Origin of the sequence: Pseudomonas frederiksbergensis, assembly GCF_035751725.1 — a bacterium.
Classification (GTDB): Bacteria; Pseudomonadota; Gammaproteobacteria; order Pseudomonadales; family Pseudomonadaceae; genus Aquipseudomonas; species Aquipseudomonas frederiksbergensis_A.
This window is the reverse complement of the sequence record NZ_CP142104.1, coordinates 3,952,773-3,966,409: the sequence shown is the minus strand read 5'-3', so window position 1 is coordinate 3,966,409 and position 13,637 is coordinate 3,952,773. Positions and strand designations below refer to the sequence as shown.

The window sequence follows — 13,637 nt, the reverse complement described above, 5'->3', positions numbered from 1 at the left end:
CAGCATTTTTATAGAGGCACGGGATTACATGGAAATCGGTCTGCGCGAGTGGCTGATCGTCATCGGCATCATTGTCATTGCCGGTATTCTTTTCGACGGCTGGCGTCGCATGCGCGGCGGCAAGGGCAAACTCAAGTTTCGCCTGGATCGCAGCCTGTCGAACCTGCCCGATGAGGACGATAACGCCGAGCTGTTGGGTCCGCCCCGGGTGCTGGACACCCACAAGGAGCCGCAGCTGGACGAACACGATTTGCCGTCCATGAGCGCGCCTGCCCGCGAGCCACGGGAGTCGGGCTCCAAGCGAGGCAAGCGCAACAGCGAGCCGTCCCAGGGGGATTTGAACCTGAACCTCGACCTGGATGGCGGCCCGAGCTTCAACAGTCGTGACGACGACTTCCCGGACGAGAGCAAGCCGTCCGGCGGCGACAAGGACCAGGCCCAGGCCGAAGAAGTGCTGGTGATCAGCGTGATCTGCCGCGACCCGTCCGGCTTCAAGGGCCCTGCGTTGCTGCAGAACATCCTGGAAAGCGGCCTGCGTTTTGGCGAGATGGACATTTTCCACCGTCACGAGAGCATGGCCGGCAACGGCGAGGTGCTGTTCTCCATGGCCAATGCCGTCAAGCCTGGCGTGTTCGATCTCGACGACATCGATCATTTCAGCACGCCGGCGGTGAGTTTCTTCCTCGGGCTGCCGGGCCCGCGCCATCCCAAGCAGGCTTTCGACGTGATGGTGGCCGCGGCTCGCAAGTTGTCCCAGGAGCTCAACGGCGAGCTGAAGGACGACCAGCGCAGCGTGCTGACCGCCCAGACCATCGAGCACTACCGCCAGCGCATCGTCGAGTTCGAGCGCCGTGCGCTGACCCAGAAGCGCTGAAGCCGGGCTGTGGGCTAGGGAGCTTTTGTGGCGCGGGGATAAATCCCTCGCCACAGGTTCTGCAGTCGGTCGGTCCAGCCAGGACTTGCCGATGGTTTAAAAAATGAGCAGCCCAGGCTGCTCTTTTGCTTTATGAGAGAACACCATGAACGCCGTCGAAACCCGCATCCTAGAGCTGCGCACCGAGCTGGATCAGCATAACTATCGCTACCACGTCCTCGACGAACCAAGCATCCCGGACGCCGAGTACGACCGGCTGTTCCACGAACTCAAGGCCCTCGAAGAGCAGCACCCGGAATTGGTCACCAGCGACTCGCCGACCCAGCGGGTTGGCAGCGTGGCTCTTTCGGCGTTCAGCCAGGTGCGTCACGAAATCCCGATGCTCAGCCTCGGCAACGCCTTCGACGAAACCACCATGCGCGAGTTCGACCGGCGTGTGACCGAAGGCCTCGACTTGCCCATGGGCGACTTGCTGGGTGGTGGTGCGGCGGTGGAATACAGCTGCGAGCCGAAGCTCGATGGCCTGGCGGTCAGCCTGTTGTATCAGGACGGCATGCTGGTGCGCGGTGCCACGCGGGGTGACGGCACCACGGGGGAGGACATCAGCGTCAACGTGCGAACCGTACGCAATATCCCCCTCAAGCTGCAGGGCAGCGGCTGGCCCCCGTTGCTGGAAGTGCGCGGCGAGGTGTACATGTCCAAGGCCGGTTTCGAACGCTTGAATGCCACCCAGCTGGAAGCGGGCGGCAAGACCTTCGCCAACCCGCGCAACGCCGCCGCGGGCAGCCTGCGCCAGTTGGACTCGCGGATCACCGCCAACCGCCCCCTGGAGTTCTGCTGCTATGGCATCGGCCAGGTGACCTCGGACATCGCCGATACTCACATCGGCAATCTCAAGCAACTCAAGGCCTGGGGCATGCCCATCAGCCGGGAGCTGAAGCTGGCCCACGGCATCGACGAATGCCTGGATTACTACCGTGACATCGGCGAGCGGCGCGATTCGCTGCCCTATGAAATCGACGGCGTGGTGTTCAAGGTCAACAGCATTGCGTCACAGCGTGAACTGGGTTTCCGCGCACGGGAGCCGCGCTGGGCTATCGCCCACAAATTCCCCGCCAGTGAAGAACTCACCGAGTTGCTGGACGTCGAGTTCCAGGTCGGCCGTACCGGCGCTGTCACGCCCGTGGCGCGGCTCAAGCCGGTGAAGGTAGCTGGCGTGACCGTGGCCAACGCTACGCTGCACAATATGGACGAGGTGGCGCGCCTGGGCCTGATGATCGGCGACACGGTGATCATTCGCCGCGCCGGCGATGTGATTCCGCAGGTGGTGCAGGTCGTTACCGAGCGGCGTCCGGACAATGCTCGTCCGGTGGAGGTGCCACAGCAGTGTCCGGTGTGCGGTTCTCACGTTGAACGCACGCAGCTGATCAAGCGCAGCAAGGGCCGCGAAACCGTCAGCGAAGGTGCGGTGTACCGCTGCGTCGGCCGCCTGGCCTGTGGCGCGCAACTCAAGCAGGCGATCATTCATTTTGTCTCGCGCCGGGCCATGGATATCGAAGGCCTCGGCGAGAAGAGCGTCGAGCAATTGGTGGATGAGGGCCTGGTGGGTTCTCCGGCGGACCTGTATGCGCTGACGTTCGAGCAGGTGGTCGACCTGGAAGGCTTCGCCGAGCTGTCGAGCAGGAATCTGCTGGCAGCGATTGTCGACAGCAAGAAGCCGAGCCTGGCGCGCTTTATCTATGCGTTGGGCATTCCAGATGTAGGCGAGGAAACCGCCAAGGTCCTGGCCCGTTCCCTCGGTTCGCTGGAGCGTGTGCAGGCGGCGTTGCCGCACGTGCTGACGTACCTTCCGGATGTCGGCCTCGAAGTCGCCCATGAGATCCACAGCTTCTTCGAAGACCCGCACAATCGCCAGGTGATCAAGGATTTGCTGCGCCATGGCCTGCAGATTCAGGATCAGGGCGAGCTGAGCGCGGAATTCTCCGCCAGCACCACCCTGGGCGGCTTCCTCGACAAGCTGCACATTCCGTCGGTCGGGCCGGGCGGTGCGCAAAAGCTGGCGGACAAGTTCGGCTCACTCGAAGCGGTCATGGATGCCGATTGGCTGGACATGCGCCAAGCGCTGCCGGAAAAACAGGCCAACGCTGTGCGCGAGTTCTTCGCCATCGCCGCCAATCGCGAGCAGGCCTTGGCCGCTGAGCAGCAACTGCGGGATTTCGGCATGCACTGGCAGAGCGAGAAAAAAGTCGTCGAGGGATTGCCTGAAGCGGGGCACACCTGGGTCCTGACCGGTTCGCTGGAGCTGATGAGTCGCGATGTCGCCAAGGACAAGCTGGAAAGCCTGGGAGCCAAGGTCGCCGGTTCCGTGTCGGCGAAGACCCACTGCGTGGTCGCTGGGCCGGGTGCCGGTTCGAAATTGACCAAGGCCAACGAGCTGGGGCTCAAGGTGCTCGATGAACAAGCCTTTGTCGAATTCCTGACAGGGCATGGCGTCGCGCTCTGAGGGTCCTCGGCTTATTTGTGGCGAGGGAGCTTGTACCCTCGCCACGGTTTATCGGCGTCATGACCCAGTGATTTGGAACGATCATGAACGTAAGGCGATCTAGTCTTGCAGGCTCCAGGGAGAGATCGCCATGTACCGCTTCTTCGAACAACTGAGCTCACGCATCGCCGCGCCGTTTCTGGGCGATCGATCACGTAACAGTAAGATCTGGCCGTGTCGTTGCGGTCAGTCGCTGTTCTTTCGCAACAGCCAATGCCTGGCCTGCCTGGCGGCGCTGGGCTATCAGCCGGAGCAGAGTCGCCTGTCGTCCCTGCAACCCGGCGAGCAGCCTGGTACCTGGACCTTGGATGTCGACCCGCAGGCCGGACTGTTCCGTCGCTGCGCCAATCTCGATACCCCCGCGGCCTGCAACTGGCTGCTGCCAGCCAGCGGGCAAGACACGCTGTGCATCGCCTGCAGCCTGAACCGCACGATTCCCGACCTGTCGATCCCGGAAAACCCTGAACGCTGGTGCAAGGTCGAAACCGCCAAGCGTCGTCTCGTGGCACAACTTATTACCCTCGGCCTGCCGGTCATCCCGAAGACCGCCGACGACAACATCGGCCTGGCCTTCGACTTCATCGGCGTCGATCCCGACGGAAAACCGCCGACGACCGGGCACGCCAGCGGCCTTGTCACCCTCGACATCAAGGAAGCCGACGATGCTCATCGCGAGCACGTGCGCCAGCAGATGCACGAGCCGTATCGCACGTTGCTCGGGCATTTTCGTCACGAGGTCGGCCATTATTATTGGGATCGGTTGATTGCCGACAGCCATTGGCTGGAGCCGTTTCGCACGCTGTTCGGCGATGAGCGTGCCAGTTATTCCGAGGCTTTGGAGCGGCATTACCAACAAGGCGCGCCGCTGGATTGGCAAAGCCGCTACGTGAGCGCCTACGCCACCATGCATCCCTGGGAAGACTGGGCCGAAACCTGGGCCCATTACCTGCACATGATGGACGCCGTCGACACCGCGTTGGGCTTCGGCATGAGTGCGCGGGAAATGGATTTCGACTACCAGCCGTTCCCCCCCGAGACCTTGTACGATGCCGAACACGCAGGCGGCGCGGCCTTCCTTTCGTTCGTCAATGCGTGGATCGAGCTGGCCGGCATGCTCAACGAATTGTCCCGCAGCATGGGTCAGCCGGATTTCTACCCGTTCGTCGTACCGGCGGCGGTGATCACCAAATTGCATTTCATCCATCTGGTGATCCAGGAGGAGGGCGGTCGGGCGGATGAGGTGTTGTTGTAGGTCCTATGGATGGAAGCCGGCATCCTATCGAATGTGCCGACGCCTTTGCGAGCAGGCTTTGCTCCCACAGCAAGTGCTTGAACATCTTCGGTTTTTTCAATATGACACGAACGGTTGTAACTTCTTGTCAGATAGGTACAATGGCGCGGCTCGCCGTCAGGCGGGCGTCGTTATGGTGACCCCATCGGTCCCCCCGCAACGATTACCCGTGAACCTGGTCAGATCCGGAAGGAAGCAGCCACAGCGGGAACATTGTGTGCCGGGGTGTGGCTGGTGGGGTTGCCTCCATAACGCTCCAGGCCTTCGTTCGCAAGGTCTGCCAAAATTCTCCATGATTTCTTTTTTTGCGCCGGGTTCGGTCAATGTTCCCTGCTGTCCAAGTGTCGTGCGCTCACGCGTTTTCCTACCGTTGATCGGGACTGTCAGATCTGACAGTAGAGCCGGATGCCCCTTTTTCCTACGTTCGTGTGCGTCAGGCACCTGTTGATCGAGTACCCAATCCATGGGGCTTTGCAGTCGCAGGGGCGCGCAGCCAGGGGCAAGCTCATGAGCGAAGACAGAGTATCAACGCAAGGCGCAAGCGGCATCGCGGTCAAGTTCGCTGCGGCGCTCGGAAGGTTGGCATTGTTTCTCCAGCTTTATCTGATCCTGGCTTCGCGCTGGCAGGATGGGAGGAGTTTGCTGGGGGGAGTGGATGTCTTTTTCAGTTATTTCACGGTGCTGACCAATATTTTGGTAGCGGTGGTGCTGACGTTCGCTGCTACCTCAGGCGATTCGCCGTTGCGGCGCTTCTTCCTTCGGCCGTCCGTACAGGGCGGGGTGGTTGCCGCCATCGTATTGGTCTGCCTGGCCTACAACCTGCTGCTGCGTCACACCTGGAATCCCCAGGGTTTGCAATGGGTGGCCGATGAGTTGCTGCACGACGTGATGCCTATCCTGTTTGTCATCTATTGGTGGTTCTGCGTGCCAAAGGGAATCTTGCGCTGGAGCAGTGTGTGGCCGTGGCTGATCTACCCCTTGGTCTATTTCATTTACATCCTGATACGCGGCCGCTGGGTCGGCTCCTATCCTTATCCCTTCATCGAAGTGGATCGATTGGGTTATCCGCAGACCCTGACTAATGCGTTGATGGTGCTGGTGGGTTTTTTGCTGGTGTCTTGGGTGGTCGTGGCCGTGGATCGGGCGAGAGGCAAGGGTTGATCGGTTTGGACTGCCAGCCCGGCAACGCTTGCGATCTGCCAGGCATCGCCCGTTTCACATCGCATCAAGGCTTGGCCAGCGCCTGGTCGACCGCCGCAATCAGCTTCCCGAGGTCTTTCGGGGTGGCTTTGTGGATGACGCTGAACAGGTACGCCCGTTGCTCGTCTTCGTCGCCCATGTCTGCGAAAAAAACCTTGGGCTGGACGTCCAGTACGTTGGCAAGCAGGAGCAATGCTTCGACGCTGGGAGTGTAGGTACCGGTTTCGAAGCGGCTGATGGTTTTCGGGTCAAAACCGGTCTTTTCGCCAAGTTCAGCCTGAGTCAGCCCCGCTACTTTGCGGTAGCGTCTGATGGCTGGACCCAGACTTGAAATTTGCATCGCTTAATTCCCATTCAGAATCAAGAACTTAACGATAGATTTTCGCATTAGGCAACCGCGCGTTCCATCACCTTGCTTTGCAAAATGTGATGTGTTTCGTAGAATCGGCCTTTGGTACGGGAGTTTGGTGTTCTGCTTTGGAAGCCGGGCGTGTGGGTAGGCCGGGGCTCGTGCTTCTTTTCGCAGTGACACAAGGCGGGGCTAGGAGGGTTCAGGCCGCACCGCCAGCGTCCGTACTCCAGCTTTCTCAAGGTATTTGAGCCTAGTTGATTTTCGCCCGTCCGGGGGGCGGTGCAACCGCGCGCGACAAACGAGCCTGACTCATGGATGACTGCTTCGATGGATAAGAAGTACCGCAGGGCTGTCGACGCCGCCGCCATTTTTTCCGAAACCGACTTGAACGGGCGTATCACGTACGTCAACGATCAGTTTTGCGAGCTGTTTGGCTACCCGCGCGATGAGCTGCTGGGGGAGAGCCACCGGCTCCTCAATTCCGGCCAGCATCCCGGTGAGTTCTTCAGTGCCATGTGGCGGACTATCGCCGTGGGAAAAGTCTGGAAGGGTGAAATCTGCAATCGGGCCAAGGACGGTACGCTGCATTGGGTCGATACCACGCTGGTGCCGGTAGCCGACGAAACCACGGGGCGCGTCGAGCGTTATCTGGCGATCCGTTTCGATGTCAGCGAAAAACGTCGCCTGCTGCATTCACTGCAATGGCGTGTCGGTCATGACGTGCTCACGGGGTTGCCCAATCGCACCTACTTGTCCGACCTGCTGGACCAGGCGCTTGAATTTTCCCAGGTGGAAAACCTGCCCCTCGCCGTGTGCATGCTCGACCTGGACGGTTTCAAGGCAGTCAACGATGGTTATGGCCACGCCAGCGGTGATCGATTGCTGATAGAGGTCGCCAGGCGGTTGCGCAGCATTGTGCGCGGCGAGGACGTTGTCGCTCGACTGGCCGGGGATGAGTTTGTGCTGGTGTTGCGTCATGTGCATGGCATGGACGAGCTGCACGCGGCATTGAACCGGGTGCTGGTCGCGGTCTCCATGCCTTACGTCATCGACGGCAAGAGCATCAATGTTTTCGCCAGCGTCGGTGTCACCCTGTTTCCCTGGGATAACGAGGACGCCGATACGTTGCTGCGCCACGCCGACCAGGCGATGTATGTGGCCAAGCAGAGCGGTCGCAATCGTTTCCATCTGTTCGATGTGTCCAGGGACAAAGAGGTGCGGGCCACCTACCAGACCGTTGAGCGGGTCCGCCAAGCCCTGGCTGACAATGAGCTGCGGCTGCATTTCCAGCCCAAGGTCAACATGCGCAATGGTGCAGTGGTAGGTCTCGAGGCGTTGTTGCGTTGGAAACACCCGCAGCGTGGGCTGGTGCCGCCGCGTGAGTTCCTGCCGTTGGTGGAAGAGACCGACCTGATTGTCGAGGTGGGCGAATGGGTCATGGAGCAGGTGCTGACCCAGCTACAGCAATGGCAACGTGTGGGGCAGGGGTGGCCGGTGAGCATCAACATATCGGCGCGGCACTTCCAGCGGGCGGATTTCGTCGAGCGGTTGCAGGCAATGTTGGAACGGCATCCGGCGGTGTCCCCGCGCATGCTCGACCTGCAGATTGTCGAGTCGGTCGCGGTGGAAAATCTCGCCCAGGTCAGCGCCTGCCTCCAGGCCTGCCAAGCCTTGGGGGTAGCGTTCTCCCTGGGTGGATTCGGCACGGGCCATTGTTCGCTCAACGACCTCAAGCACTTGCGTACGCAAACCATCAAAATCGACAAGACATTCGTGCGCGATATTCTTCAAGACCGGGATGACCTGGCGTTGACCAAGGCGGTGATCGGCTTGGCCCGGGCATTTGGTCGCCAGGTGGTCGCGGAGGGCCTGGACAGCCTCGAGCACGGTCAGTTGCTGCTGCGCCTGGGCTGCGAGGTGGCCCAAGGGTATTTCATCGCCCGGCCCATGCCGGCCGGCCAGGTGCCCGGCTGGGCGAAGAGCTTTGTCCCGCCACCGCAATGGCAGGCCCTGCCTGGAAGTCACGGAGACGCGACGTCGGCCTGCGACCCTTCGGAGCGGCCGGTATAGAGCTGGATGATCGCGTCGATTTCCCCGGACATTTTCATGTTCAACAAGGTGCGCAGGATGCGCTGTGCCGGAATCTTCGGATCATTGCGCACATAGCAGCTCAGTCGCTGTTCCTGGAGGACGGCGACTTCATGTAGCTGTCGGTCAGCGCTGTGACGCTGGTTGAACCAGTCCAGCGCCCATTGATTACTGACCGCATAGCGATAGCGCCCGGCCAACAGTTTTGCCAACACTTGATCCTGGCTACGCGCATCGTCACGCCGCAGGTGGCCGCTGTCGAACAATGGCTGCAGGGTGGGATAGCTGTAGCTGAGCACGGTACCAATGGACTGTTGCGTGAGCGCCCGTGGCGTTATGCGGGCGGGAGCGCTGGCCGAACCGACGAGCACATCGCGCTGGAAGAATAGCGGGACACTCCATAGATAATCCCCGCCTTTATCCTTTACCCAATCAGGCGAGACGTAACAGCGCAGGTCTATTTCGCCATGCTCCATGGCGCTGTCCAGCCTTGCGCGGGCCAGGATATGGAATTGCGCCGGCATGCCCACCTGCGTCGCCAGGCTGGTCATGATGTCCGGCAGGATGCCCTGGGTCGGGCGGTCTCTATCGATCTGCACCATGGGCATGGCCCAGCCATCGGCGATGGCGAAACGCAAGGGGGCCTCATCAGCGAAACATCCCGTTCCCAATAACAGCAAAGCCCCCATGGCCAAGCGCATAAACTCTCCTGACTGAACAAAAGCGTGTCGACAACCGAGCTTTCCAACAAAGCTTAGTCAGATTAGACGAGTACACCGGATGCAATTTCGCCCCTGCTCCGCTAGCATTAGCCGCTTATGTTCCTTCGTTGCGACGGTTTTCGATGAGTTATCAGGTTCTTGCACGTAAATGGCGTCCGCGCTCGTTCCGCGAAATGGTCGGCCAGACCCATGTGCTCAAGGCTCTGATCAATGCCTTGGACAGCCAGCGGCTGCACCATGCCTATCTGTTCACCGGCACCCGCGGCGTGGGCAAGACCACCATCGCGCGGATCATTGCCAAGTGCGTGAACTGTGAAACCGGTATCACTTCGACGCCTTGCGGCGAATGTTCGGTCTGTCGGGAAATCGACGAAGGTCGTTTTGTCGACCTGATCGAAATCGACGCCGCGAGCCGCACCAAGGTCGAGGACACCCGCGAGCTGCTCGACAACGTGCAGTACGCCCCGAGCCGTGGGCGCTTCAAGGTCTACCTGATCGACGAAGTGCACATGCTCTCCAGCCATTCCTTCAATGCACTGCTCAAGACGCTTGAAGAGCCGCCGCCCTACGTCAAGTTCATCCTGGCGACCACCGACCCGCAGAAACTCCCTGCAACGATTCTGTCGCGCTGCTTGCAGTTCTCCCTGAAGAACATGACGCCGGAACGCGTTGTGGAGCACCTGACGCATGTGCTGGGTGTCGAGAACGTGCCGTTCGAGGACGATGCGCTGTGGCTGCTGGGACGCGCCGCCGACGGTTCGATGCGTGACGCCATGAGCCTGACCGACCAGGCCATCGCCTTCGGTGAAGGCAAGGTCATGGCTGCCGAAGTGCGCGCCATGCTCGGCACCCTCGATCACGGCCAGGTCTACGACGTTTTGCATGCGCTGATCGAAGGGGACGCAAAAGCGTTGCTGGAAGCGGTGCGCCACTTGGCTGAGCAGGGGCCGGACTGGAACGGCGTGCTTTCGGAGATTCTCAACGTGCTGCACCGGGTCGCCATCGCCCAGGCCTTGCCCGAGGGGGTCGACAACGGCCATGGTGACCGGGACCGCGTGCTGGCTCTGGCCCAGGCGCTGCCTGCCGAAGACGTGCAATTCTATTATCAGATGGGCCTGATCGGTCGTCGCGACCTGCCCTTGGCACCGGATCCGCGTGGCGGCTTCGAGATGGTGCTGCTGCGAATGCTTGCGTTCCGACCGGCCGATACGGCGGACGCGCCGAGACAAGCGCTAAAGCCAGTAGGGATCAGCCAGGCCACAGCTGATTCCGCCAAACCAGTGGCTGCCACGCCCGTTGTCGCGTCGGCAGTGGCTTGTGCTCCGGTAGCGGCGCCCGAAGCCCAACCGGCGCCTGTCGTTACCACGCCGGAGCCGGTCGTCGAGTCGGCACCTGAGCCAGTCGTCGAGGCGCTCCCCGGGCCCGTCGCCGAAGAAGTCATCGACCTGCCTTGGAACGACCCGGTCGAGCCGGAAGTTGTCCAGCAACCCGCCGTGGAGCCCGTACTGGAAACCATCGCCGAGCAGCCCGAGCTGCCGCCGATGCCCATGCCGACCCCTGACAGCGTTGTGCCCGACGCACCCGAGTGGGTGGCTGCGCCGATGCCGGAGCCAACAGTGGCCGACGTCGATGTCGCGACGCCGGGCATCGACCTGGACGACGAGCCGCCGCTGGATGAGGATTACATCGAGCCGGACATGGATTCGGCCTACAGCTACCTGGATGACCTGGCCAGTGAGCATGCCGCCGAGCCGGCCCCGGAGCCCGAGCCGGAACCAGCGGCGATGCCGGCCACCGGGCTGGCCCTGCAATGGCTGGAGCTGTTCCCCAAGCTGCAGATCAGCGGCATGACCGGTAGCATCGCCGCCAACTGTACGTTGATCTCGATCGAGGGCGACCATTGGTTGCTGCATCTGGATCCGGCCCACAGCGCGCTGTTCAACGCGACCCAGCAGCGTCGCCTCAACGATGCGCTGAACCAGTACCACCAGCGCACTCTCACGTTGACCATCGAGCTGATCAAGCCCGAGCAGGAAACCCCGGCCCAGGCCGCGTCCCGGCGCCGTGCCGACCGACAGCGCGAAGCCGAGGAGTCCATCCACAACGATCCGTTCATCCAGCAGATGATGCAACAGTTCGGCGCCGTGGTCCGTCACGATACTATCGAACCTGTCGAGGCCCCGGTCACCCAGGGCTCATAACTGAAGGCGCCGGGCCGGGCAGGCCGGGCGCGTTGTTTATCCAAGTACTTTCGAGGTGATTACCATGATGAAAGGTGGCATGGCCGGCCTGATGAAGCAGGCGCAGCAGATGCAGGAAAAAATGGCCAAGATGCAGGAAGAACTGGCCAACGCTGAAGTCACCGGCAAGTCCGGCGGCGACATGGTGACCGTGGTCATGACCGGTCGTCACGACATCAAGCGCGTCAGCATCGACCCGAGCGTGGTCGAAGGCCTGAGCGAAGACGACAAGGAAATGCTTGAAGCCCTGTTCGCTGCTGCCGTCAACGACGCAGTGCGCAAGATCGAAGCCAACAGCCAGGACAAGATGTCCGGCATGACCGCTGGCATGCAACTGCCGCCGGGCATGAAACTGCCGTTCTGATTCGCCATCCCGCTTGGGATGGGCTACACACAATGCCAGGCATCGCGCCTGGCATTTTTGTTTCTGGCCGAGGCAAGTGGCGTCTGTCCGATCGCTTTTGCGAGCAAGCCTGCACAGACACTGGATTGAAGTGGTTTCGATTGTGATATTCGCCGCAGGTCCTGTGTAGCTGGATAAAACATCGAACGCCGCCCCCTCGGTAATGGTCTGCTCCCTATACGTGTCCGCTCAACGAACAAGGAGACGCCTGCATGTCATCGATTTCCAGCCAACGCATCGTCCTGGCCTCACGCCCCCAGGGTGCGCCAACCTCCGAAAACTTTCGTCTTGAACACGTGACGCTGCCGGACCTGGCCGAAGGGCAAATCCTGCTCAAGACGCAGTTCCTGTCCTTGGACCCCTACATGCGCGGACGTATGAGTGACGCGCCTTCCTACGCTGCGCCGGTGCAAATCGACGAGGTGATGACCGGTGGCGCTGTCAGCCGGGTGGAGCGCTCGATGCATCCGAAATTCCATGAGGGTGATCTGGTGGTGGGCGCCACGGGTTGGCAAAGCCACTGCATCAGCGATGGCCGTAACGTGATTCCCATCCCTTCCGGCTTGCCCAGTCCCTCGATGGCCCTTGGTGTGCTGGGGATGCCAGGCATGACGGCCTACATGGGGCTGATGGACATTGGCCAGCCCAAGGCCGGCGAAACCCTGGTCGTGGCCGCGGCATCGGGCGCCGTGGGCTCGGTGGTGGGGCAAGTGGCAAAGATCAAGGGTCTGCGGGTGGTGGGTGTGGCGGGAGGCAGCGAGAAGTGCAAATACGTGGTCGATGAGCTGGGTTTCGATGCTTGCGTCGACCATAAAGGCGCGAATTTCGCCGAAGAACTGGCCCAGGCTTGCGCCCAAGGCATTGACATCTATTACGAAAACGTCGGCGGCAAGGTCTTCGATGCGGTGGTGCCGCTGCTGAATGCCAAGGCGCGCATTCCGCTTTGCGGCTTGATCGCGTCCTACAACGATCATCAGCCGCCAAGCGGTCCGGATCGCCTGCCGCAGTTACAGCGCACGCTGCTGACCAAGCGCGTGCGGATCCAGGGTTTCATCGTGTTCGACGACTACGGTGATCGCCAGCCGGAGTTCATCAGTGCCATGGCGCCCTGGGTGCGCGATGGCAAGGTCAAGTTCCGCGAAGACGTGGTCGACGGTCTCGAAAATGCGCCCCAGGCCTTTATCGGCATGTTGGAGGGGCGAAACTTCGGCAAGTTGGTGGTGCGAGTGGGGCGCGATTGAGTATTTGACGCTAATCGGAGGCGCGGGTATAAACCGCGTCTCGTTGTTATGTCGGACGTTTCCTCCATGAGTTTCAGCCCTTTGATTCGCCAACTGATCGATGCCCTGCGAACTTTGCCGGGCGTGGGTCAGAAAACTGCCCAGCGCATGGCGTTGCAACTGCTGGAGCGTGACCGCAGCGGCGGGTCGCGCCTGGCCCTGGCCTTGAGCCAGGCCATGGAAGGTGTCGGGCACTGCCGCCAATGTCGTACCTTGACTGAAGACGACCTTTGCCCGCAATGTGCCGATCCGCGCCGGGACGACAGCCTGCTCTGCGTGGTCGAGGGGCCGATGGATGTGTATGCGGTGGAGCAGACCGGCTTCCGCGGGCGATATTTCGTGCTCAAGGGCCATTTGTCCCCGCTCGACGGCTTGGGGCCTGAAGCCATCGGCATCCCGCAACTGATCGCGCGGATCGAAGAGGCGGGTACGTTCAAGGAAGTCATCCTCGCCACCAACCCGACGGTCGAAGGCGAAGCCACCGCCCATTACATCGCCCAATTGCTGAGCAACAAAGGCCTGGTCGCCTCCCGCATCGCCCACGGCGTGCCCCTGGGAGGGGAGCTGGAATTGGTTGATGGCGGGACACTGGCGCATTCGTTTGCGGGGCGCAAGCCGATCGCTCTATAACTGCAACACGAATTC

Annotated in this window: 11 protein-coding genes and 1 other RNA gene; 10 read left to right on the top strand and 2 right to left on the bottom strand. The window is 61.3% G+C overall.

The window, feature by feature from the left end; genetic code table 11:
- Window positions 1-28 precede the first annotated feature (28 nt).
- The 5 genes from zipA to VQ575_RS17605 all read left to right on the top strand — a co-directional run bounded on the left by zipA (window position 29) and on the right by VQ575_RS17605 (window position 5,868).
- The gene (zipA, locus tag VQ575_RS17625) at window positions 29-874 is read left to right on the top strand and encodes a cell division protein ZipA (protein WP_039589039.1); all 846 of its coding nucleotides are present in this window, start codon (window positions 29-31) and stop codon (window positions 872-874) included.
- Window positions 875-1,019: 145 nt separating this feature from the next.
- Window positions 1,020-3,377, top strand: coding sequence for an NAD-dependent DNA ligase LigA (gene ligA / locus VQ575_RS17620; protein WP_039589040.1), 2,358 nt, complete (start codon window positions 1,020-1,022; stop codon window positions 3,375-3,377).
- 130 nt (window positions 3,378-3,507) lie between these two features.
- Window positions 3,508-4,668: a zinc-binding metallopeptidase family protein gene (locus VQ575_RS17615; RefSeq protein WP_039589041.1), complete on the top strand. Its 1,161-nt coding sequence runs from the start codon at window positions 3,508-3,510 to the stop codon at window positions 4,666-4,668.
- Window positions 4,669-4,850: 182 nt separating this feature from the next.
- An RNA gene (gene ffs / locus VQ575_RS17610) (signal recognition particle sRNA small type) lies at window positions 4,851-4,947 on the top strand.
- A 267-nt stretch (window positions 4,948-5,214) separates the two neighbouring features.
- Entirely contained in the window at window positions 5,215-5,868 is a 654-nt protein-coding gene (locus VQ575_RS17605; RefSeq protein ID WP_325918115.1) for a Pr6Pr family membrane protein, read from the top strand.
- 64 nt (window positions 5,869-5,932) lie between these two features.
- Here the strand turns inward: VQ575_RS17605 and VQ575_RS17600 are convergent, their stop codons facing one another.
- The gene (locus VQ575_RS17600; protein WP_039589042.1) at window positions 5,933-6,247 is read right to left on the bottom strand and encodes a helix-turn-helix domain-containing protein; all 315 of its coding nucleotides are present in this window, start codon (window positions 6,245-6,247) and stop codon (window positions 5,933-5,935) included.
- A 339-nt stretch (window positions 6,248-6,586) separates the two neighbouring features.
- Between VQ575_RS17600 and VQ575_RS17595 the strand changes: the two genes are divergently transcribed.
- Entirely contained in the window at window positions 6,587-8,329 is a 1,743-nt protein-coding gene (locus VQ575_RS17595; protein WP_039589043.1) for a putative bifunctional diguanylate cyclase/phosphodiesterase, read from the top strand.
- Here VQ575_RS17595 and VQ575_RS17590 read toward each other — a convergent pair.
- The gene (locus tag VQ575_RS17590; protein ID WP_039589044.1) at window positions 8,281-9,048 is read right to left on the bottom strand and encodes a substrate-binding periplasmic protein; all 768 of its coding nucleotides are present in this window, start codon (window positions 9,046-9,048) and stop codon (window positions 8,281-8,283) included. The two genes, VQ575_RS17595 and VQ575_RS17590, sit on opposite strands and share 49 nt — an antisense overlap.
- Window positions 9,049-9,191: 143 nt before the next feature.
- Between VQ575_RS17590 and dnaX the strand changes: the two genes are divergently transcribed.
- From dnaX to recR, 4 genes are all read left to right on the top strand, one after another.
- On the top strand, window positions 9,192-11,270 hold the full coding sequence (dnaX, locus tag VQ575_RS17585) for a DNA polymerase III subunit gamma/tau (RefSeq protein WP_045155504.1): 2,079 nt from the start codon (window positions 9,192-9,194) through the stop codon (window positions 11,268-11,270).
- Window positions 11,271-11,334: 64 nt separating this feature from the next.
- Complete coding sequence (locus tag VQ575_RS17580; protein ID WP_003183512.1) at window positions 11,335-11,673, top strand: YbaB/EbfC family nucleoid-associated protein; 339 nt, start codon at window positions 11,335-11,337, stop codon at window positions 11,671-11,673.
- Window positions 11,674-11,924: 251 nt separating this feature from the next.
- Complete coding sequence (locus tag VQ575_RS17575; RefSeq protein WP_198723085.1) at window positions 11,925-12,953, top strand: NADP-dependent oxidoreductase; 1,029 nt, start codon at window positions 11,925-11,927, stop codon at window positions 12,951-12,953.
- Window positions 12,954-13,019: 66 nt separating this feature from the next.
- Window positions 13,020-13,622: a recombination mediator RecR gene (gene recR / locus VQ575_RS17570; protein WP_039589404.1), complete on the top strand. Its 603-nt coding sequence runs from the start codon at window positions 13,020-13,022 to the stop codon at window positions 13,620-13,622.
- The last annotated feature ends 15 nt before the right edge of the window (window positions 13,623-13,637 follow it).

Excerpts from the sequence above, each read along its gene's own strand:
- zipA (WP_039589039.1), top strand. The coding sequence starts at position 29 with ATGGAAATCGGTCTGCGCGAGTGGCTGATCGTCATCGGCATCATTGTC.
- ligA (WP_039589040.1), top strand. The coding sequence starts at position 1,020 with ATGAACGCCGTCGAAACCCGCATCCTAGAGCTGCGCACCGAGCTGGAT.
- VQ575_RS17615 (WP_039589041.1), top strand. The coding sequence starts at position 3,508 with ATGTACCGCTTCTTCGAACAACTGAGCTCACGCATCGCCGCGCCGTTT.
- VQ575_RS17605 (WP_325918115.1), top strand. The coding sequence starts at position 5,215 with ATGAGCGAAGACAGAGTATCAACGCAAGGCGCAAGCGGCATCGCGGTC.
- VQ575_RS17600 (WP_039589042.1), bottom strand. The coding sequence starts at position 6,247 with ATGCAAATTTCAAGTCTGGGTCCAGCCATCAGACGCTACCGCAAAGTA.
- VQ575_RS17595 (WP_039589043.1), top strand. The coding sequence starts at position 6,587 with ATGGATAAGAAGTACCGCAGGGCTGTCGACGCCGCCGCCATTTTTTCC.
- VQ575_RS17590 (WP_039589044.1), bottom strand. The coding sequence starts at position 9,048 with ATGCGCTTGGCCATGGGGGCTTTGCTGTTATTGGGAACGGGATGTTTC.
- dnaX (WP_045155504.1), top strand. The coding sequence starts at position 9,192 with ATGAGTTATCAGGTTCTTGCACGTAAATGGCGTCCGCGCTCGTTCCGC.
- VQ575_RS17580 (WP_003183512.1), top strand. The coding sequence starts at position 11,335 with ATGATGAAAGGTGGCATGGCCGGCCTGATGAAGCAGGCGCAGCAGATG.
- VQ575_RS17575 (WP_198723085.1), top strand. The coding sequence starts at position 11,925 with ATGTCATCGATTTCCAGCCAACGCATCGTCCTGGCCTCACGCCCCCAG.
- recR (WP_039589404.1), top strand. The coding sequence starts at position 13,020 with ATGAGTTTCAGCCCTTTGATTCGCCAACTGATCGATGCCCTGCGAACT.